Genomic DNA, 21,944 nt, shown 5'->3' on the forward strand with positions numbered 1-21,944 from the left:
TGTTTATAAATTGAATTCCTTTGCTACTATATTTATAGATCTTAATTTATCTTCTTGTTTAATTGTGCATGTTATTCTTATTTCTGAGGTAGTTATCATTTTTACCTCTATATTATTTTCTCTAAACAATTTAAACATTCTAGCTGTTACACCAGACGTTGTTTTCATTCCAATTCCAACTATTGAAAATTTAGTTACATTCTCATCTATTGCAATTTTTTCTCTATCCGGATAGTATTCTCTAACAATTTCTAAGCACTCATGCAAGTCAGCCTTCGGTATTGTAAATGATAAATTAACTTTACTATTTATCGGTGCTGTCTGACTTATCATATCTATGTTAATTCTCTTGCTAGCTACACTCTCAAATAAACTAGCAATTATATTTATATCATTCTCTATATCCCTTATTGTTATAGCTACGTCTTCGTCACTTGTTGCAAGTCCTGTTACTGGTTTACTTTCCATATTCATGTTACTTACCCCCTTAATAACTGTACCCTTAATATCACTATTACTTAATCCAACATATATTGGAATGCTATACTTCTGCCCTAATTCCACTGATCTTGAGTGCATAACCTGTGCACCAAGACTTGAGAGCTCGAGCATTTCTTCATAATCTATTTGATCTAATTTCTTTGCTTCTTTGTATTTTCTTGGATCTACGCTGTATATTCCATCTACATCAGTATATATTTCACAGATACCCCTTAGCTTAACCGCTATTGCTACTGCAGTAGTATCTGAACCGCCTCTTCCGAGAGTAGTTATGTCTCCACCTTCATTTATTCCCTGAAACCCTGCTACTATGACAATTTTTCCTTCTGATAAGCTCTTTTTTATATTGTTACCATCTATGTCATCTATTAGAGATTTGCCATATTGTCCGCTAGTTTTAATTCCTATTTGATAGGCTGTATAGCTAACAGCATCATAACCTAAGCTTTTAATTGCCATGGCAAGTAATGCAGAAGACATCATCTCACCTGTAGAAAGCAAAGCATCTAACTCCCTCTTATCGGGTTTGCTTGTGATTTGATTTGCAAGTCCTATAAGTTCATCTGTAGTATCACCCATTGCTGATACCACTACGACAAGTTCATCACCTTTCTTCATTCTCTTTACTACAGTGCTTGCAACATTCTTTATTTTGTCTATAGTCCCTACGGAACTTCCACCATACTTTTGTACCACAACTGCCATAATACCACTCCTTAAACTCCTTTATCTTAAGAAACGTCCACCTAAAAAATAAATGCAGCAAAGGAACACCTCTGCTGCATTATAAATACAACTTTGTGACCTTGTAGCTCTCCACGTTCACAGATGAACATGACAGCCTTACATATATTATATGCAAAGCCAGAAAATAGTTTCGCCAAATTATTTTCTTCGGCTGCAATCCCTTTCCTTATTTCTCATTATCCGCCGACTAAAAATAAGTACTCCTAATTCCAGCACCTCTACCCTAGGTAGGTTTCTTTATTAAATTGTACTTAGTTTATCATAAATATTTATACATTTCAAACACTATTTGTAATATTTTAAAATATATAACTTTTCAAACATGCTTATCCTTGAAAGCCTAAAGCTTATAGAACTCCTTAAATGATTCTTCTGTATATATATAATCCTTAACTCCACCTAATTCCCTTATAGAATGCATTGAAAATATCGCAATTCCCATATCTACCGAGTTAATATTTACATGACTTGAAGATATAGGCCCAATGGTAGAACCACCCTTTTCATCTGAGCGATTAACAAATATTTGAACAGGAACTCCTGCCTTTTCACATATACTCTTATAAACAGCACTTGATACACTATCTGATGTATAACTCTGGCTTGCACTCACTTTTATAATTGGGCCTCTATTTATTATAGGTCTATTTACTGGATCAGACTTTTCCCCATAATTTGGATGTAATGCATGACCTAAATCACTAGATATCATAAATGATTTTGCAAGTGCTCTATAATATTCTTCCTTACCTTTGCCAAGACTTATTAGAATTCTTTCTAATACTGATGATAAGAAAGGTGAATTCGCTCCCTGTTTTGTTGTGCTTCCCACTTCCTCATTATCAAAACAAATAGCTATATTTGTAGCGTTACCCGCTTCAGTTTCTGTTAATGCACTTATTCCTGCGTATACCATTGATAAGTCATCTAATCTTCCGCTAGAAATAAATTCATTATTTAGTCCTATAACCTTTCCTTTTTCGAATTCGTAAAGAAATAAATCAAAATCTAATATATCCTTCTCGTTTACGCTTAATTCTCTAGCTATTGTCTTTATAAGATATTGTCCTTTTTCAAACTCCTCATTTACTAGCGAAAGTAATGGAAGTATATCCTTTTGTTTATTTAATTCTACACCAGAGTTTACATTTCTGTTCATATGTATAGCTAGGTTAGGTATCACTAATATAGGTTTTTTTATATTTATAAGCCTTATTTCGGGATAAAGTGGATTTTCACTTTTCAAAGTTACTCTTCCTGCTAAAGACAATGGTCTATCTAACCATGTATTTATTATAGGACCTCCATAGACTTCTGTGTTTAATTTTACATACGCCCCCTCAACTTCCATGTCTGGATTTGGTTTTACTCTAAATCCTGGTGAATCAGTATGCGCACCTACTATTCTAAAGCCTTCTTTTTCTATTTCTCCCTTTCCTACTACAAAAGCTATAATTGCAGATTCATTTTTTGTTAAAAAATACTTTTCTCCCTTTTTTAGCTTCCAGCTGTCTTCTTCTCTAAGTTCATTGAATCCGGCATTTAAAAGCACTTGTTTTGAACTATCAACGGCATGGAATGCTGTAGGACTTTCATAAATAAAATCTATAAGTTCCTGCGCTTTCTTTAATTCATTGTTCATTTCTATTCCTCCAATATATAATATTTTTTGAATTTAATGTAGCCTACTATGTAATTTAACATCATAATTATACCAAAATATATATTTTGGTATAGGTCTTATTTAACTTTTATAAAATAACAACTCAATTTATAATAGTTTTTTATGATATCTAGTATCCTTAATATTAGGAATACCCCTAATTATTTAGTATATTTAAATTGTAAATTTTAATGCCATAGAGCACGTACTATTATAGGTTAACTAGTTATCTTCTAAATATATTTAAATATATGGAGCAAAACACTCAACCATTGCATATTATATACTGATTGTAATAAATAGGAGTGTGTATTTATGAAAGGTAAGGTTAGAAACTTCTTTCCAGGTGGTAATACTTCTCTAGGCTTTTATTCTTTCTATGATTACATTATAAGTCAGGAATCAGCAAGAAGGAAAATTTGTATTAAGGGTGGCCCAGGTACTGGAAAATCATCTCTTATGAAAAATATCGGCGCATTTTTTAATGATAAGGGATATGATGTTGAATACCATCATTGTTCCTCTGATAATAACTCTTTAGATGGTGTAGTTATTAAGGGGCTAAATATAGCTATATTAGACGGGACAGCTCCCCACATTGTTGATCCTAAAAACCCAGGTGCAGTTGACGAAGTACTAAATATGGGTGCGCATTGGAATGAAGAAGGTTTTAAGAAGTATAGGCAAAATATAATTCAAACTAATAAAGAGATTGGTGAAACCTTCCAAAGGGCTTATAAGTTTATAGGTGCTGCAAAACTTATACACGAAGATTGGTCTAATTATAATAAACGTGCATTAGATTATTCAAAGTTATCCGTTTTAGAAGAAGACTTAAAATACAAAATATTATCCGATTATGAAGTTACAGGTTTGGGTACTGAAAGACATCTTTTTGCTACTGCTTTTACACCTAATGGCATAGTGACCTTTATAGAAAATATACATCAAGACTGTGAAAAAATATACGTTTTGAATGGTGGACCAGGTACTGGAAAGACACAGATTCTTAAATTCCTCTTACTTGAAGCTTTAAAAAGGGGATTTTTCGTTGAGGTATATCATGACCCTCTTATTCCTTCACGAATTGAGCATATTATTATTCCTGATTTAAAAACCGCAGTTATTACCTCAAATGAGATAAATAATAAAAAATTTAATGGTACACAAATATTTATGGATAACCTTATTAATTATGCACTCATAGACAAGGATGAATTACAAAAAGATAGAGAAACCTTCTATAACTTATTAAACAAGGGGTTATCTATTATATCCTCTGCAAAAAAACTTCATGATAACCTTGAAACTTATTTTATAGAAAATATGTATTTTAAAGAAATAGATAAAACCTATCAAGCAGTACTTTCCAAGTTGTTAAAATATGAAGAAGACTATAATGAAGAAAATAAATTATCCTCTAATTAAGTATTAACAATATATTTTTGCTTTATAATTTGGAAATAAAGAATTCTAATTCTCTAACCATTTAAAAGTTATTATATTAATTAACTCCCGCCTATGTTTACGCGGGAGTTTCAATATCTTATTAATAATTTAACGCTACTCTACATTATATACTGAGTTCCTTTTTTCTAAAACCTTTCGATTCTGAAACCTTTCTACCTATACCCGTAATTTTCCCTGTAATACATCCTCTACAATGAGCAGGAGTATCTCCTGTACATATTTTCCCTGGATAAAGAGCATATAATTTCCTGTACTCTCCTTCTGTTACATTTGGCATAACTACATTTGCTCCACTTTGAAGAGCGATTACTCGTCCATTTTTATTTAAACTCTCCATTGCCGTTGTTGCAGGAATATTTATGTCTGGCATTAGAAGCCTAGTTACAGCCATAACTTTTAAGCTAGTTATAAATTCGCCTCCTTTAGCCTCCTTCAAAGGAGTATCCTCATTTGGTATAAATGGTCCTATTCCTATCATGTCAGCTTCCAATTCCTTGAAAAATAATATATCCTCTGCTAAAGACTCTATAGTTTGTCCAGGTAGCCCTACTAGGCAACCAGTCCCAACTTCGTATCCTAGTTTTCTCAAATCATTAAGGCACCTTATTCTCTCTTCATGACTCATACCTGGATCCATATCCTCATATAACTTCTTATTTGTTGTTTCTATCCTTATTAAATATCTATCTGCTCCAGCTTCCTTATAAGCTTTATATTCATCTATGCTCTTTTCTCCTATACTTATTGTAAGCGCCACATCTAACTTCTTAATTTCTGATATTATGTATTTCATTTTATCTACTGTATAGTACTCATCTTCACCAGATTGCATAACTATAGTTTTATATCCATACTCTACCGCTTTTCGAGCCAATTCTATTATCTCATTTGGCTCTAATCTATATCTTTTAACATTTCCATTTGAAGCCCTAAGACCACAATACAAACAATTCCTCTTGCATATATTGGAAAATTCGATAAGGCCTCTTAGATGTACTTCATCCCCTACGTATTTTTTTCTAACCCTGTCAGCTGCTTGAAAAAGTTCTTCATTGCAATTATTTTCTTGGAGAATAGTAATTATTTCATCCTTTGATAAGTTATGAGTTTCCTCAGCCTTTTTAATTAAACTTAAAACCTTATTCATAAGTAACCTCACGATTCCTTTCTTATACTTTTATTGTTCACATATATTTTACACCAATTATTAACACTTATCTATAAAATAAAAAAGCCTTCATAAGCTGAAAGCTTTTTTATTTTATAAAGTCAGCTCTGTATTATTATTAATAACTTTAATACTACCTTCCCACTTTGTATACGTGTAATTCATGCAAAGCTCTTGTACTCATAACATATTTTAATTTGTCTTCTTCGTTATCTGACGGTTCACTATTAGTATCTACCAATATAACGCTATCAAACTCTAATCCTTTTGCAAAGTAAGATGGAAGTATTACTTCGCCACTAGAATATATTATGTTCTCTCTATTTATAACTTTTATATGAATTCTGTTCTTAATTAAACTACCTAGTAGTTCTGTTTCTTTTAGATTTCTACAAACTATAGCAACACTTTCATAATCCTTCTCTTTTAGTTCTGCTATACTATCTATCAATTGATCCACAAGATTATTTATGTCATCCACCTTTTTTTCTACAACTTCCACACCATTTCTAACCAAAGGAATAGTTTTGTTATTCTTTAAATATCTATTAGCGTAATTCATTATTTCCTTTGTAGATCTATAACTTTTTAAAAGTTGAAAATCTCTAATCTCTAAATCCGGTAAAATACAAGCCAAATCAAGCATAGGAAGTGTACCAGTAACAGGGGTTATTCTTTGATTGCTATCACCTACTATAGTAAATGAATTGCATCCTGTAAGTTCTTTTAAGACTATAAATTGTAACGCCGAATAGTCCTGAGCCTCGTCTATTACTATATGCTTAATCTCTCTATGATACTTCATACCTTCAAGCTTTATTTTTAAGTATACAATTGGTGTTAAATCATCAAATGTTAAAGGCTTATTTCGGTTAAAATCATTATAGATTTGAACAACATCAGGATTATAAAGCCAGTCTAATTTCTGCTTTATTCTTATAACTTCTTGTATCGTTTCTCTTATCTTATTCCTTCTTATAAACTCTAGGTGATTTTGTTGAATTTTCAATTCTTCTTCCGATAAACTTTTAATCGTATCTTTATGTTCCTTTTCTATTTGCCTTACAATATTATCTCTTTCATCTCTTATTTTCGAAAATATAATTCTCTTTACTTTTTTACTTCTTCTAAATAAAGGCATATCTCTAAAGTATTCACTAAACATCCTTTTTATTTCGTCATCTTCTACAATAACCTTATCATAAAACTTAACTTCACTTATATTGAAGTAACTAAAATCTAATTTTTTAATAAGGTTATCTAACTCTCTAATATAGTCAATAGAATGTTTATAAGATATCAATGAATTAAATTCCTTACTATTTCCCAATACTTGCTCCATATAGTCCTTAAAACTCATCACTCTATCTAAGTCTAGTAGTTCCAATGCAAAGTCTCCAAATGTCGTTTGCTTTACACCCACTTCTCCAAGACTAGGTAAAACCATAGATATATAATCCATAAATATGCTATTAGGTCCTAAAATTAAAACTTTATCTTGAAGTACATCTCTATAATTATATAAAAGATAAGCAACCCTATGAAGTGCTATAGTTGTCTTACCACTACCAGCTACCCCGTTTACCACTGTTATTCCGGTTCTAGGTTGTCTAATTATATTATCTTGTTCAGCTTGAATAGTCATTACTATATCTTTTAGTTTGTCTCCAGCATTCTTGCTTAAAACCATTTGTAGTATTTCATCTTTTACATCTATAGAAGAATCAAACATTCCAAGTAAAGCACCTTTTCTTATAATAAATTGTCTTTTTAACAAAACTTCTGCTGGTACTTCTCCCATTGGTGCCTTATAACTTGTTTCTCCAAGCTTTCCCGTATAAAATAATGCTGATATAGGAGATCTCCAGTCGACTACTATAGATTCATAGTCGTTTTCCTTAGTTAACCCAAATCTACCTATATATATAGATTCATTTCCAAACTTATCTTCAAAACTTACCTTTCCAAAGTATGGAGAATTTGCAAGTATAGTAAGTTCTCTTAGCTTTCTATCAATAATTCTATAATACTCCTCTTTAGCATATGCTTCATGATTGAAATATTCTATTACCCTATCTTCATCATCTCTATACTCTTCGAGGTTAGTTTTCCTTAGCTTTACTATATTCTCGGAAACCTGTTTTCTTTTATCTATAAAGTTTAAAGTTTGATTCTTTATCTCTTCAAATACAAATTCTAATCTCTCTTTTTCTAAATTAAGTTCTATTTCTCTTTTTAATTCCTTCTCTAACTCTTGATTTTCCATAACTTGAATCTCCATTCTAAGGTTTATTATTGAATATCAGAATTACTTTCTAAAGACCTATCTTCTAAAGTTTCGTTGTTATCATTATCTTTTACCATAGACATAAATTCTTCGCCCATAAGCGTTTCTTTTTCTATAAGTCTATTAGATATTTTAGTTAATAACTCTCTGTTATCACGAAGCAGCTTTTTTGACTTCTCATGAGCCTCTTTTATTATTTTTAACGTTTCCTCATCAATAATAGCAGACGTCTCAGCACTACAATTTTGAACAGGTCTACCATCTAAATATCTATTTTGTATAGACTCTAATCCCATCATGTCAAATCTTTCACTCATTCCATACATGGTTACCATACTTCTTGCAGTTTGAGTTGCTCTTTCTATATCATTTGCAGCTCCAGTAGACATTGTATTAAATTCTATTTCTTCTGCAGCTCTTCCTCCAATCATTACACATATTTGATCCATCATCTCTTCTTTTGTTATAAGATATTTTTCTTCAGCTGGTAATTGCATTGTATACCCTAATGCCCCCATCGTCCTAGGAACAATAGTAATCTTATGAACAGGATCTGTATGCTTTAATAAAGCTGCCACAAGTGCATGCCCAACTTCATGGAAGGCTACAGCTCTCCTTTCCTTATCGGACAGGATTCTATCCTTCTTCTCTTTACCTGCAATTATAACCTCTACAGCTTCTTCTAAATCCTCTTGTATAACTTCTTTCCTATTGTTTTTTACCGCTCTTAATGCTGCCTCATTTATTATATTAGCTAAGTCTGCTCCTACAGCCCCTGGAGTAGCTTTTGCAATAGCATTCAAATCTACGCTAGATGATATTTTTACTCCTTTTGAATGGACCTTTAATATTTCTTCTCTACCTCTTAAATCTGGCCTATCAACTATTACTCTTCTATCAAATCTACCTGGTCTTAATAGTGCCTTATCCAGTATTTCTGGCCTATTAGTTGCTGCCAAGATTACGACTCCCTTCGATGAATCAAATCCATCCATCTCTGCAAGTAGCTGGTTTAATGTCTGCTCCCTTTCATCATTTCCTGAAATATTTCCCTCTCTACTCTTACCAATAGCATCAATTTCATCAATAAATACTATGCAGGGTGCCTTATCCTGTGCTTGTTGAAATAAGTCTCTTACTCTAGAAGCTCCCATACCTACAAACATTTCAACAAACGCTGAACCAGATATAGAGAAAAATGGCACCTTAGCTTCTCCTGCAACTGCCTTTGCAAGCAATGTCTTACCAGTCCCTGGAGGCCCAACTAATAATGCACCCTTTGGTAGCTTTGCTCCTATATCTGTGTACTTTTTAGGGTTGTGAAGGAAATCTACTATTTCTACTAGGGATTCCTTTGCTTCTTCTTGACCTGCTACGTCATCAAAATTCACTCCAGTTTCATTTTCTGCATATATTTTGGCAGTATTCTTTCCAAAGGACATAACTCCACTACCCATTTTTTTATCCAATCGCCCAAACAGAAGTCTTCCTAGAAACATAAAGATTAAAATTGGTAAAATCCAATTAACAAAAAAGCTTCTTAGCGGACTGTTTTCTTGTGGTGTTCCTCCATATTTAATTTTAGCAGCATCTAGCCTCTTGGTTAACTCTGGATCATCGACTCTTTCAGTATATAATACTTTATTCTTTTCTCCTTCTTTAACCTTAGGCATAATAATTAACCTATCTTTAGATATTTGTACTTCTTCTATCCTCTTTTCATTTACATAGTTAATAAACTCACTATATTTTATATGTTGAGTTTTTAGGTTAACTACATAATCATTTAGAATAAAGATTATAACTGCTACTGCGATAGCGTAATATATCCCATACTTAAATTTGTTGTTGTCAAATTTGTTCTTATTAAACATAATAGCCTCCATGTAAACTCTTATTTAATTATAACTATATTATAGCAATAAATATAATTTTACCTATAGTGTTTACAAATTATTTTTCATTATTTAAATTTATTTATTGAAGTTTCCTAAAACTAAAATAAATAAAGAATGAGAATCACTATCTATTCTCATTCTTAATATTAATATGTTATTTAGCTAGTTCATATATAGCTTGAGCATATATTTTGGAATTAAGTATTAAATCTTCTACTTTTATATACTCATTTGGTTGGTGTATAGGGTCTGGTTCCCCTGGGAATAATGGCCCAAATGCAACTATGTTTGGCATTGCCTTTGCGTAAGTACCTCCGCCTATAGCTAAAAGATTTGCCTCTTTTCCAGTTTGTTCACCATATACTTTTTGTAATGTTTTGATAAGGAAATGATCTGCAGGGAAATATAATGGAGCATCATGATCCATATTTTCTACTCTTATTCCTGTCCCTTCGATTCTTTCATTAAAAGGATTCATCATGTCTTCATACTTAAATGTTACAGGATATCTTAGATTAAGAGCCATTGTTACTTTACTTTCATTCATATCTACTGTACCAACATTAAAGGTTAGCTTTCCTGATGCTTCATCTTGGAGCCCAATTCCAAAAGATTCTCCGTTAGTTTCCATTCCAACATATCTATTAAAGAATTTTATAAAGTCGGCAATATCATTATCCCCTAATGGTAACTGTTCTAAAACTTTAAACATCTGCATTATCGCATTCTTACCTTGTTCAGGCACACTTCCATGTGCAGATATTCCTGAAGACTTCACTACTATTAGGTCATCCTTAACTTCTATTTCAGCATCAAAATTATTTTCTATAATAAATTCCTTTATTAAGTTGCTAATTTCATCAGCATTCCTTGCAGTAATAGCAGCTTCGCAAAAATTAGGAACTACGTTTGCTCTAGTTCCACCTTTTATATATTTTACTGTTACATCACCATGCTGTCTGTTTTCAAAGCTCTTTACTATATCAAATACAGTCAATCCTTTTTCGGCATAAATTATTGGATATTCTGCATCTGGCGTAAATCCCGCTACAGGAGCTTTTTCTCTTTCTAAATAATACTTAATATCTTCAGAACCAGATTCTTCATCAGTACCAAATATTACTCTAACTCTTTTAGAAAGTGGTAGAGCTAAGTCTTTAATAGCTTTAAGGCCATAAAGTGCTGAAATCATTGGTCCTTTATCATCCATAGTTCCCCTACCATACATTTTATCATCATGGATTTCCGCCCCATATGCCGGATGTATCCATCCATCTCCTTCTGGAACTACGTCGAGATGACCTAGCACCGCAACATATTCATCCCCTTCACCATACTCAGCATAGCCTACATACCCATTCATATTAACTGTCTTAAATCCAAGCTCAGATGCTATGTACAAAGCCTTATCTAAAGCCTTTGCTACCCCTTCGCCAAAAGGCTTTCCTTCCTTTGCTTCCTCTTCAACGCTTTTAATTTTCACTAATTCTTGAGTAGAATTTATAATACTTTCTCTAAATTCCTCAACTTTTTCACTTAGTTTCAAAACATTACCCCCTAACATATTTCATAAAAACAAAATGCTATCCACATATTAGTAAAGAGTTAAGAGTTAAAGACTTTAAATGGTTGTTCTCATACCCGAGGAAAAAAATCTTTTTAACTCCTAACTCTTCACGCTTACTTGTTAACTATTAAAGTCAATGTCAAAATTTTATATCTTAAATTCTAATATGATCTTCCCCAGTAAACAAGGCTTTCAGCTTTCTTTCCACAGCATACGCAAGTATCAGATACGCTTTCTTGAGTAAATGGCATACATCTAGAAGTTGCACCGGTTACTTCTCTAATCTTATCCTCACAATCTTTATCTCCACACCACATTGCTTTAATAAATCCTTGTTTACTTTCAATAGTGTTTTGGAATTCATCCATAGATGTAGCTACATAAGTTTTTTCGTCTCTAGCTTTTATAGCTACTTCTAACATTGAATTATGGATTATATCTAACATTTCTTGAACCTTTGTTTCAAGCTCATCTAATGAAACTATTGTTTTTTCCCTATTGTCTCTTCTTACTAAGACAGCCTGATTTTTTTCTATATCCTTTGGACCAATTTCTATTCTTAGTGGAATACCCTTCATTTCATATTCACTATATTTCCAACCTGGCATCTTATCACTATCATCAAGCTTCACTCTTACAACCTTAGCTAATCTTGCTTTTAATTCTGCTGCCTTTTCAAGTACTCCTTGCTTATGCTGAGCAACTGGAATAATTACTACTTGCGTTGGTGCAATTCTTGGTGGCAATTTTAAACCGCTGTCATCGCCATGAACCATTATTATTGCTCCAATTAGTCTTGTAGTTACTGCCCAAGTAGTATAGTGAGGATACTTTAACTTTCCATCTCTATCTGAAAATTGAATATTGAATGCTGTTGAGAAATTTTCACCAAGATAGTGTGAAGTACCAGCTTGTAATGCCTTTCCATCGTGCATTAAACTTTCAATTGTGTATGTGTCTACTGCACCAGCAAACTTTTCCTTCTGTGTCTTTTTACCTTGAACTACTGGCATTGCTAGCATATCTTCACATAGTCTAGCATACATATTTAATATTTTAAGTGTATGAGCTTCTGCTTCCTCTTTTGTCTCATGTATTGTGTGTCCTTCTTGCCATAAAAATTCAGTTGTTCTTAAGAAAGGTCTAGTTGTCTTCTCCCATCTAACAACTGAACACCATTGGTTATATAGCTTTGGTAAATCCTTATAAGACTGTACAATCTTTGCATAGTGTTCGCAGAATAAAGTCTCTGATGTTGGACGAACGACTAATCTTTCAGCTAATTCATCATGGCCTCCCTGAGTTACCCATGCAACTTCAGGTGCAAATCCTTCAACGTGATCTTTTTCTTTTTGTAATAGATTTTCTGGTATAAACATTGGCATATAAACATTTTCATGACCATACTCTTTAAGCTTTGTATCTACATACTTTTGTATATTCTCCCAAATCGCATATCCATTTGGACGAATGATCATACATCCTTTAACACTTGAGTAATCAGCAAGTTCAGCCTTTTTAACTATATCTGTATACCACTGTGCAAAATCTTGATCCATAGGTGTTATCTGCTCTACTAACTTCTTTTCTTTTTCCATTTTATAAGCCTCCTATTATTTTATACAATTAATTAAATTTTACAATGTATGTAATTTAAGATAATATAAAAAGCCCCTAATCCCAAAAGGGACCGAGGCTAAATCGGCGGTACCACCCTGTTTAATACATCTATAAATAAAATATACTCACTCTTGAATTTTTAACGGTATTCAACCGCTGTATCCTACTACTGCTTCAGTACAGAACTCCAAGGTAGGTTCAAAATGTATCTTATAGGAATCTCTCACCTTACATTCCTTCTCTTTAAAAAGATATCTATCTCTACTAATCCTTTTCTTTGTATTTACAATATTTTAACTTTTTAAACTTATTTTATATAATAAAATATAAAAACTCAATTGTCAATACTCTAACATACTAATGGTTAATTTTTTATTAGATTTAATTAGATTTCACAATTAGTGCAACATTCTCTATATGAGCAGTCTGAGGAAACATATCTACTGGTTGAATTTCTAAAGTTTTATATCCTAACTTATCTAGTATTTCTAAGTCTCTAGCTAATGTTCCTGGATCACAGGATACATATACAATTCTTTTAGGCTTCATAGCTGCCATTGCTTCCAAAAGTACTCTTTCACAGCCTTTTCTAGGCGGATCAACAACAACTACATCTGCAGTTATACCTTTTTCTATAAGTTCAGGAATAACTTTTTCTGATTGTCCCACAATGAATTCTGCATTGTTCACTTCATTCTGCTTCGCATTTATTTTTGCATTTTCTATAGCATCAGGAACTATCTCTACACCATATACTTTTTTAGCCTTTTGTGACAAAAATAATGATATTGTACCTGTACCACAATAAGCATCAAATACTATTTCATTACCAGTTAAATTTGCATAATCCAACGCTTTATTGTACAGGACTTCTGTTTGTATAGGGTTTACTTGAAAAAATGAAAGTGGTGATATGTTAAATTTGAATTCACCAATATAATCACTAATTGTATTGCTTCCCCATAAAGTTATATTTTGTTGTCCTAAAACCACATTAGTCTTTTTATCATTTATATTTTGAATAATACTCTTTATACCTTTAATACTTTTCGATATTAAATCTACCAATTCATCTTTATATGGCATATTATTAGTTCTTGTAACAACAACTACCATAACTTCATCTGTTTTAAAGGCTCTTCTGACCATAATATGTCTTAATATTCCACTATGTGACTCTTCATTATAAGTGTTTATTTTATATTTTTCAATCCAATGTTTAACTAAGTTAACTACCTTGTCCGCAACCTCATCTTGTATGCTACAAGAATCCATATGTATTATTTCATGACTTCTTGCAGCATAAAAACCGATTTGCACTTCACCATCTTTTTCACCTACAGGAAGCTGTACCTTGTTTCTATACCTATATGGAGTATCCATCCCAATAGTATCATGTATATTTATCCCTTTGAGTTTACCTATTCTTTCTATACAATCTTCTACTCTTTGCTTCTTAAATTTCAACTGTGCTTCATAATTAAAATGTTGTAATTGACATCCACCACATTTTTTATATATTCCACAGACTGGCTTACTTCTATTATTTGATTCTTCAACAATCTCAAGTAACTTACCAAAAGCAAAATTTTTGCTAACCTTTACAATCTTTACTTTTACTTTTTCACTCAATAAAGCACCTGGTACAAAAACTGTAAAATCCTCTATTTTTCCAACGCCTTCTCCCTCGTACCCCATACTTATTATTTCTACAAGATATTCCTTATTTTTTTCTACCGGAATATTTCTACTCATATCTTCACCTACTCTATTATACTTCTTCTTCAATATTCTACATTTTTCTTAGTTGTTTGTCTATATAATGGATTTAATAAAAAATAAGCGGAATAATCCGCTTTTATCCATTTTCCTTAAAAGTTTGACATTCTGTGCTCTCACTAGTCCTTGCATTTAGTCCCTCTATTTGTACAAAATCAGCACTACAAATTCTATCTACATTATATACGCAACTTTGGGCTTCACAAGTTATTTCTGGACTTATCTCAACAGTATCTGCACTAAAGAGCTGTCTAAACTCTCCAGCTAAGTTTCTATTAGTAAAATGAGATCTTGCATCTATATCTGTTTTCTCTATGAAAGTATCACAATCTGTTTCAGGACTAGTATTTGCATCTGACCCCATAACATGAATACTACTTGCTATGCAAAACTCATTCACATTATTATAACAATTTTTAGCACTACATCTTAATTTTCCACTCATAAAAATTCCTCCTACTCTTTATATAGATATAGTCTTCTTATTTTGAGGAATTTTATACTTTAAAAAAATTGCACCTTTAAAAGAAAGGTGCTAAAAATAAATAGAATCAGTTGTCTCCTTATTTTCTCATCTTATTATTTTAACCACATATTTTCTTATTATACACTATTTAAGCGGTTAATATCCCTAAAAATCAAAAATATTACTAAGTAATTTTAAAATCTACACATAGTGCCTAGATCTAGGCATTATAAAAACTGCTAGTGGAACCTAGCAGTTTTTATTTGTTACATTATATTTGTTCTACCATTGTAAACTATCCCTCTTATAACATCTAGTGTTACAAAAGAACCTGTCTTTAGAACTTCAGTTGCTCCACCAGCATTACATATAAGTGGAATTTCTTCAGTTATACATTCTATAGCAAGGTGAGAGGTCAATCCACCTTGTTCTGCAATAATACCAGATACTCTATCTAGTACAGATATATATTCTCTATCAAGACTCTTAACAACTAATATGTCACCTTTTTCAAGTACATCATTAGCTTCTTTAACACTGTTAACTATTTTCACAGTACCATATCCTGGTTTATTGCCTGCTCCTCTACCTTGAACCAGTATATCACCAACAACATGAACTTTTAGCATATTTGTAGTTCCTGAATAGCTTACTGGTATACCAGCTGCTATCACTACAAGATCTCCCTTTTTTACATAACCAGTTTTTAATGATATGTCTACAGATTTCTCTATCAATTCATCTGTTGATTGAACCTTATCTGTAGTTATTGGAAATACACCCCAGTTTAGGGCTAACTTTCTAGCAACATTTTCATTTGAGGTTACGGCTATTACCGGACATGCAGGTCTGTATTTTGAAACCATTCTTGCTGTATGACCGCTTTGAGTAGCAGTAATAATAGCTGATGCATTTAACTCTGATGCAGTTGTGCATGTAGCAAGACTTATTGCATTTGGTACATTTTGAATATGAGTTTCTCTCTTTTTATTTAGCATTTCTTCATATCTTAATCTAGACTCCGCTTCAATAGCTATTCTCGACATCGTTTGAGCAGCTTCTACAGGCCACTTTCCATTTGCTGACTCTCCACTTAACATTAGTGCATCAGTACCGTCCATTATGGCATTAGCTACGTCTGAAGCTTCTGCTCTTGTTGGTCTTGGATTCCTTTCCATTGAATCTAACATTTGTGTAGCAGTTACAACAAATTTACCTGCTTTATTACACTTTTCAATTATCATTTTTTGAGCAGATGGGACTCTCTCTATTGGAATTTCTGAACCCATGTCGCCCCTAGCAACCATTATACCATCTGAGAATTTAATGATCTCATCAATATTGTCAACGCCTTCTTGATTTTCTATTTTAGAGATTATTTGTATATCATGTCCACCAAATTGTTCTAACAGCTTTCTGATAGCTAAGACATCAGAAGCCTTTCTGATAAAGGATGCTGCTATATAATCAACACCTATTTCACAACCAAATTTCAAATCCTCAACATCTTTTTCTGTAAAAGATGGTAGATTAGTTTTTACATTTGGTACGTTTGCATTTTTCTTAGTGCTTATCATACCGCTATTTCTTACGATACAATGTACATCAGTTCCTACTACTTCTTGAACTTCAAGGCCAATTAATCCGTCTGCCATTAATATCATGTTTCCTGGTTTAACATCTTTATGAAGTTCACGATAACTTAAATTACACTTTGTAGCATCGCCTTCTACGTCTTCACCGCAGACTATAGTAAAATTTGTTCCTTCAACTAATTCTACTTTTTCCGGAAAATATCCTGTTCTTATTTCAGGCCCTTTTGTATCAAGTATTATTCCAATTGGTTTATTATATTTTTCTCTTAGTCTTTTTACTAAGTTAATCCTTTCTCCATGTTCTGCATGATCTCCATGAGAGAAATTATGTCTTGAACAACTCATTCCAGCCTCAATAAGCCCTGACAGAACTTCTTCTGTGTCACTCGCAGGTCCAATTGTAAAAATCATTTTAGTCTTTTGCATAACTCTTACTCTCCTTAACATAAATAAAAATTTATTTTATTTTTGATTAATATGATAACGCGTTAGCTATCTCATATAACTTTTCATCAAATTGTCTTGGAACTGCTAGTGCATCATCTATATCCATATCAAATATTTTTCCCTCTTTGATTCCAACTACTCTAGAAGACTTACCCTCTTCTAACAACTCAACAGCTCTATATCCCATTCTTGAAGCTAAAACTCTATCCGCACAAGTTGGACTTCCACCTCTTTGAATGTGTCCAAGTTTAGTTGCCCTTGTTTCTATTCCAGTAATTTCTTCTACATTTTTAGCTAGCTCCTCAGCTCCACCGATACCTTCAGCTAGCATAATTAAATTATGCATTTTTCCTCTTAGTTTACCTTCAAGTATAGTTCTGCATAGTTTATCTTGATCATAACCTTTTTCAGGTACTATTATACTTTCAGCTCCACCTGCAAGCCCTGCATAAAGCGCTATATCTCCACAGTTTCTTCCCATAACTTCTACTATACTTACTCTTTCATGCGATGTTGAAGTGTCTCTTAGTTTATTAATGGCATCTAATACGGTATTAGATGCAGTGTCAAATCCTATAGTGTAATCTGTATATGGTAAATCATTATCAATAGTTCCTGGTAGTCCTACTGTTGCTATTCCTAATTTTGAAAGTAATTGAGCTCCGTGAAATGATCCGTCTCCGCCTATTACTACAAGACCATCAATTCCAAAAGTTCTTAATATGTTTGCCCCTCTTTTTCGTCCTACTTCTGTCTTAAATTCTTCACAACGAGCAGTTCTTAAAATCGTTCCGCCCCTTTGTATAATGTCTGCCACACTATGTCTATCCATAGGTATAATTTCACCACTTATTAAACCACTATATCCTCTTCTTACTCCCATTACATTGAAACCCTTTTGTAATCCTGCTCTTACTACCGCTCTTATGGCAGCGTTCATACCTGGCGCGTCCCCTCCACTTGTTAATACAGCTATTGTTCTCATGTTTATACCTCCTATGACCACTGGGACGCTTTTTGTCCCACGAACATTATACAATATTTATTCTTTCTTTATAAATAACATGCTTTATTATATCACATATTTATGATTTTTTCACCATATCTAGTATTAATTTTAGCAGAGAAATCTAAAATATTATAATTTAGTAAATAAACAAAATATTATTGAGAAGATATACAACTATCTTCCTTAATATTTTGTTTATTCTAACTAGTAATTATACTTAAATCTTATATTATCTTAATATTATTATCGCCAAATTTTGTTCGTAAATTAGACATAAGTTCTATATCGCCATTTACCCAAAACTCTCTATCAAGCATAAACTTCTTTCTTTCTTTACTTGTACATAGATAAACAGGAATATTTCCCTTAAAATTTGCTAATAATAACTTTGTCTCATCAAGGATTTCTTTCAAAATACTTTCGTTTTCAACTAATACATATAAACTTTCTGTATTAGCTTTAGTTAAAGATTCTAAGGTTTCACATAATATTTTAGGCTGCTCGTCTTCCCTTAAGCTTAATCTCCCTTTTATTATTATCATACTATCTTCAGTAACTAAACTCTTGTATTTTTGAAATACTTTTGGGAACACAATAGCTTCCATTGTACCATATAAATCCTCTATCTCTATAAAAGCCATCATATCATTATTTTTAGTGAATTTTTTTGTAACTTGAGTTATTATCCCACCGATTACTACAGTATCTCCGTCCTTAATTTTTAATTCGTGTACAAGTCCCTCATTTAAGGATTCACTTATCGTTATCTCCGAAATCTTTATGCTAATCTTTTTATTTAGGGTTTGTTCATATTCTTCTAAAGGATGTCCAGATAGATATAAACCAGTCATTTCCTTCTCCATTGCAAGAATGTCTCTTTTTTCAAATTCTTGAATAGCAGGATATTTCACTTTAATACTTTCATCCTTTAAGTTAGAAAAAAGACTTAATTGCCCATCTAAGTTTCTCTTTCTCGAGTTACTTATGCCATCCAATACTTTCTCATAAACAGCAAGCATCCTTGACCGATAAACTCCAAAGCAATCAAATGCCCCTGCTTTTATTAGACTCTCTACTACTCTTTTATTTATAGAGGAGATATCAATCTTATTGCAAAAATCTGTTATATCAAAAAATTTTCCTTTATCTTTCCTGGATTTAACTATACTATCAATAATATTTTCTCCAACATTTTTTATAGCTGAAAGTCCAAACCTTATAGTATTTCCTTCTACAGTAAACTTAGCATAACTTTCATTTATGTCTGGGGGAAGAACTTGAATCCCTTTTTCGTTTGCAAATCGCAAATAAAATGCAACCTTATCACTATCGCCTTTCACACTATTTAATGTAGCAGCCATGAATTCTGTTGGATAATAATACATTAAATAAGCAGTCTGATACATTAGTATCGCATAAGCTGCCGAATGGCTCTTATTAAAGGCATAACTCGCAAAATCCATCATCTGATCAAATATCTGATTAGCAGCTTCTTCATTTATACCGTTTCTTACGCATCCTGGTACTTCCACAGTTCCATTTGCATCAACTATCCCGTAAATAAAGTTCCGTCTTTCCTCTTCCATTACCTTATGTTTCTTCTTTGACATAGCACGTCTTACCAGGTCACTTCTTCCCAAAGAATAACCCGCTAATTTTCTGACAATTTCCATAACCTGTTCTTGATAAATCATTACTCCATAGGTAACATTTAGCACATGCTCTAGCTGAGGAGCTAAATACTTTACATTTTCAGGGTTTCTTTTATTTTCTACATACTTTGGAATTTGAGCCATAGGACCTGGTCTATAAAGACTATTCCCCGCTATTATATCCTCTAAATTATCTGGCTTTAATTCCTTCATAAAGGCAGTCATACCTGGAGACTCCATTTGAAATACTCCTACAGTCTTTCCTTCACCTAACATTCCATAAACTTTTTTATCATCATAATCCATTTTATCTAAATCTATTACTACGCTTTTATTTTCTTTAATCATGCTTACAGCATCTCGTATAACAGTTAGGTTTCTTAAGCCAAGAAAATCCATCTTTAAAAGACCAAGCTCTTCTAAAGTTCCCATAGTAAACTGAGATACAATATTACCTTCATTCCTCTGAAGTGGAACAAAATTAACCAAAGGCTTAGAAGCTATAACAACTCCTGCCGCATGGGTTGATGTGTGTCTCGGTAAACCTTCTAATGCTCTTGCTACATCAATTAATTCCTTTGTTCTTATTTCATTTTCATAGGCTTCCTTAAGTTCTGGATTCAACTCTAGTGCTTTATCTATAGTTATATTTAGAACTGATGGAATCATTTTTGCTACTCTATCTACTTCACTATAAGAATAACTCATAGCTCTTCCCACATCTCTTATACAAGCTTTTGCAGCCATAGTTCCAAAAGTTATAATTTGAGAAACATTATTAACACCATACTTTTCTACTACATAATCAATTACTTCGCCTCGTCTTTCATAGCAGAAATCACTATCAATATCTGGCATGGATACACGCTCTGGATTAAGAAACCTTTCGAATATCAGTCCATACTTTATTGGATCAATATTGGTTATTCCCAGTGTATATGCTACAAGAGACCCTGCCGCAGAACCTCTTCCTGGTCCAACCATAATATCATTATCCCTGGAATATTTCATAAAATCCCAAACAATTAGGAAATAATCAACATATCCCATTTGCTTGATTACTCCAAGTTCATACTCTAATCTTTCTTTAAGCTCATCTGTTAGCTCATTATACCTTGCCTTCAACCCATCGTAGCAAAGCATTCTCATGTATTCATAGGGATCAGTTCCCTCAGGCAAAGGAAACTTAGGCAATTTTGATTTATGAAACTCATAATCAAAATTACACTGTTCTGCAATTTTCACTGTATTTTCTAAGGCCTCAGGCACATAAGAAAATATCTTATACATTTCTTCTGGAGACTTTAAATAAAATTGATCAGAAGCATATCTCATCCTATCTTCTTCCTCTACAGTCTTTCCAGTCTGTATACAAAGGAGTATATCATGAGATTTATAGTCCTCCTTATTAATATAGTGAACATCATTTGTTGCTACTAATGGTATATCTAATTCCTTTGACATCCGTACTAGCTCTTCATTTACCTTCAGCTGTTCTTCCATACCATGATATTGTAACTCCAGATAAAATCCTTCTTCAAACATATTTTTATATAAAAGAGCAATCTCTTTTGCCTTATTTAAATTACCATTTAAAATACTTGACTGAATCTCTCCACCTAAACATGCACTTAGCGCTATCAATCCTTCACTATGCTGTTTCAAAAATTCATGATCTACTCTAGGTTTATAATAAAATCCTTCAATAGAGGCCGTAGAAACTATTTCCATTAAGTTGTTGTATCCAGTTTCATTTTTTACAAGTAAAACCAAGTGATGATTTTCATTTTCTTTATCATTTTGTTTTATATGCATTGACTTGGCTGCTACATATATTTCACACCCTATTATAGGTTTAATTCCTTGAGACTTAGCTTCTTGATAAAACTCCACACAACCATACATAACTCCATGGTCTGTTATACCTATACTTTTCATACCAAGCTCTTTTGCCCGAGTTATTAGCTTAGATATCTTGGCAGAGCTATCTAAAAGAGAATACCCTGTATGTTGATGCAAGCTCACCCATTCATGATTTCTTTCACTCATTACTTCACCTCTTTCGTAAAGCTTAT

At 32.6% G+C, this 21,944-nt stretch carries 13 protein-coding genes, 1 riboswitch and 1 other annotated feature; of the genes, 1 reads left to right on the forward strand and 12 read right to left on the reverse strand.

The features are described from left to right. Nucleotides 1-3 precede the first annotated feature (3 nt). Together AC0N0V_RS22045 and AC0N0V_RS22050 are read right to left on the reverse strand one after the other, a co-directional pair. Nucleotides 4-1,206: an aspartate kinase gene (locus AC0N0V_RS22045; RefSeq protein WP_474461043.1), complete on the reverse strand. Its 1,203-nt coding sequence runs from the start codon at nucleotides 1,204-1,206 to the stop codon at nucleotides 4-6. Between the two features lie 96 nt (nucleotides 1,207-1,302). After that, nucleotides 1,303-1,477, reverse strand: a riboswitch (Lysine riboswitch). Between the two features lie 111 nt (nucleotides 1,478-1,588). After that, complete coding sequence (locus AC0N0V_RS22050; RefSeq protein ID WP_474461044.1) at nucleotides 1,589-2,890, reverse strand: M18 family aminopeptidase; 1,302 nt, start codon at nucleotides 2,888-2,890, stop codon at nucleotides 1,589-1,591. Nucleotides 2,891-3,226: 336 nt separating this feature from the next. Between AC0N0V_RS22050 and AC0N0V_RS22055 the strand changes: the two genes are divergently transcribed. Next, entirely contained in the window at nucleotides 3,227-4,339 is a 1,113-nt protein-coding gene (locus tag AC0N0V_RS22055; protein ID WP_474461046.1) for a PRK06851 family protein, read from the forward strand. Between the two features lie 145 nt (nucleotides 4,340-4,484). Here AC0N0V_RS22055 and hydE read toward each other — a convergent pair whose 3' ends face one another. The 10 genes from hydE to AC0N0V_RS22105 form a co-directional block, all read right to left on the reverse strand. Then, the gene (gene hydE / locus AC0N0V_RS22060) at nucleotides 4,485-5,528 is read right to left on the reverse strand and encodes a [FeFe] hydrogenase H-cluster radical SAM maturase HydE (RefSeq protein ID WP_474461047.1); all 1,044 of its coding nucleotides are present in this window, start codon (nucleotides 5,526-5,528) and stop codon (nucleotides 4,485-4,487) included. 154 nt (nucleotides 5,529-5,682) lie between these two features. Further along, the gene (locus tag AC0N0V_RS22065) at nucleotides 5,683-7,815 is read right to left on the reverse strand and encodes a HelD family protein (protein ID WP_474461048.1); all 2,133 of its coding nucleotides are present in this window, start codon (nucleotides 7,813-7,815) and stop codon (nucleotides 5,683-5,685) included. A 26-nt stretch (nucleotides 7,816-7,841) separates the two neighbouring features. Next, nucleotides 7,842-9,710 (reverse strand): ATP-dependent zinc metalloprotease FtsH, encoded by a 1,869-nt coding sequence (gene ftsH / locus AC0N0V_RS22070; protein WP_474461049.1) that lies wholly within the window; start codon nucleotides 9,708-9,710, stop codon nucleotides 7,842-7,844. 178 nt (nucleotides 9,711-9,888) lie between these two features. After that, entirely contained in the window at nucleotides 9,889-11,280 is a 1,392-nt protein-coding gene (pepV, locus tag AC0N0V_RS22075; RefSeq protein WP_474461051.1) for a dipeptidase PepV, read from the reverse strand. Between the two features lie 182 nt (nucleotides 11,281-11,462). Then, on the reverse strand, nucleotides 11,463-12,899 hold the full coding sequence (gene proS / locus AC0N0V_RS22080) for a proline--tRNA ligase (protein ID WP_474461052.1): 1,437 nt from the start codon (nucleotides 12,897-12,899) through the stop codon (nucleotides 11,463-11,465). 84 nt (nucleotides 12,900-12,983) lie between these two features. Continuing rightward, nucleotides 12,984-13,208 (reverse strand) — a binding site (T-box leader). Between the two features lie 94 nt (nucleotides 13,209-13,302). Next, nucleotides 13,303-14,676, reverse strand: a complete 1,374-nt coding sequence (gene rlmD / locus AC0N0V_RS22085) for a 23S rRNA (uracil(1939)-C(5))-methyltransferase RlmD (protein WP_474464614.1) — start codon at nucleotides 14,674-14,676, stop codon at nucleotides 13,303-13,305. Nucleotides 14,677-14,779: 103 nt separating this feature from the next. Then, entirely contained in the window at nucleotides 14,780-15,145 is a 366-nt protein-coding gene (locus tag AC0N0V_RS22090) for a DUF1540 domain-containing protein (protein ID WP_474461053.1), read from the reverse strand. A 287-nt stretch (nucleotides 15,146-15,432) separates the two neighbouring features. Then, nucleotides 15,433-17,187 carry a pyruvate kinase gene (pyk, locus tag AC0N0V_RS22095; RefSeq protein WP_474461054.1) on the reverse strand — a complete coding sequence of 585 codons (1,755 nt, stop codon included), beginning with the start codon at nucleotides 17,185-17,187 and terminating at the stop codon, nucleotides 15,433-15,435. Nucleotides 17,188-17,233: 46 nt separating this feature from the next. Further along, the gene (gene pfkA, locus AC0N0V_RS22100; protein ID WP_474461055.1) at nucleotides 17,234-18,193 is read right to left on the reverse strand and encodes a 6-phosphofructokinase; all 960 of its coding nucleotides are present in this window, start codon (nucleotides 18,191-18,193) and stop codon (nucleotides 17,234-17,236) included. A gap of 248 nt (nucleotides 18,194-18,441) precedes the next feature. Next, nucleotides 18,442-21,918 (reverse strand): DNA polymerase III subunit alpha, encoded by a 3,477-nt coding sequence (locus AC0N0V_RS22105; RefSeq protein ID WP_474461056.1) that lies wholly within the window; start codon nucleotides 21,916-21,918, stop codon nucleotides 18,442-18,444. Between the last annotated feature and the right edge of the window lie 26 nt (nucleotides 21,919-21,944).

The organism is Clostridium sp. CS1-1 (assembly GCF_056135525.1).

Coding starts and splice junctions, on each gene's coding strand:
- AC0N0V_RS22045 (WP_474461043.1), bottom strand. CDS start 1,206: ATGGCAGTTGTGGTACAAAAGTATGGTGGAAGTTCCGTAGGGACTATA.
- AC0N0V_RS22050 (WP_474461044.1), bottom strand. CDS start 2,890: ATGAACAATGAATTAAAGAAAGCGCAGGAACTTATAGATTTTATTTAT.
- AC0N0V_RS22055 (WP_474461046.1), top strand. CDS start 3,227: ATGAAAGGTAAGGTTAGAAACTTCTTTCCAGGTGGTAATACTTCTCTA.
- hydE (WP_474461047.1), bottom strand. CDS start 5,528: ATGAATAAGGTTTTAAGTTTAATTAAAAAGGCTGAGGAAACTCATAAC.
- AC0N0V_RS22065 (WP_474461048.1), bottom strand. CDS start 7,815: ATGGAAAATCAAGAGTTAGAGAAGGAATTAAAAAGAGAAATAGAACTT.
- ftsH (WP_474461049.1), bottom strand. CDS start 9,710: ATGTTTAATAAGAACAAATTTGACAACAACAAATTTAAGTATGGGATA.
- proS (WP_474461052.1), bottom strand. CDS start 12,899: ATGGAAAAAGAAAAGAAGTTAGTAGAGCAGATAACACCTATGGATCAA.
- rlmD (WP_474464614.1), bottom strand. CDS start 14,676: ATGAGTAGAAATATTCCGGTAGAAAAAAATAAGGAATATCTTGTAGAA.
- AC0N0V_RS22090 (WP_474461053.1), bottom strand. CDS start 15,145: ATGAGTGGAAAATTAAGATGTAGTGCTAAAAATTGTTATAATAATGTG.
- pyk (WP_474461054.1), bottom strand. CDS start 17,187: ATGCAAAAGACTAAAATGATTTTTACAATTGGACCTGCGAGTGACACA.
- pfkA (WP_474461055.1), bottom strand. CDS start 18,193: ATGAGAACAATAGCTGTATTAACAAGTGGAGGGGACGCGCCAGGTATG.
- AC0N0V_RS22105 (WP_474461056.1), bottom strand. CDS start 21,918: ATGAGTGAAAGAAATCATGAATGGGTGAGCTTGCATCAACATACAGGG.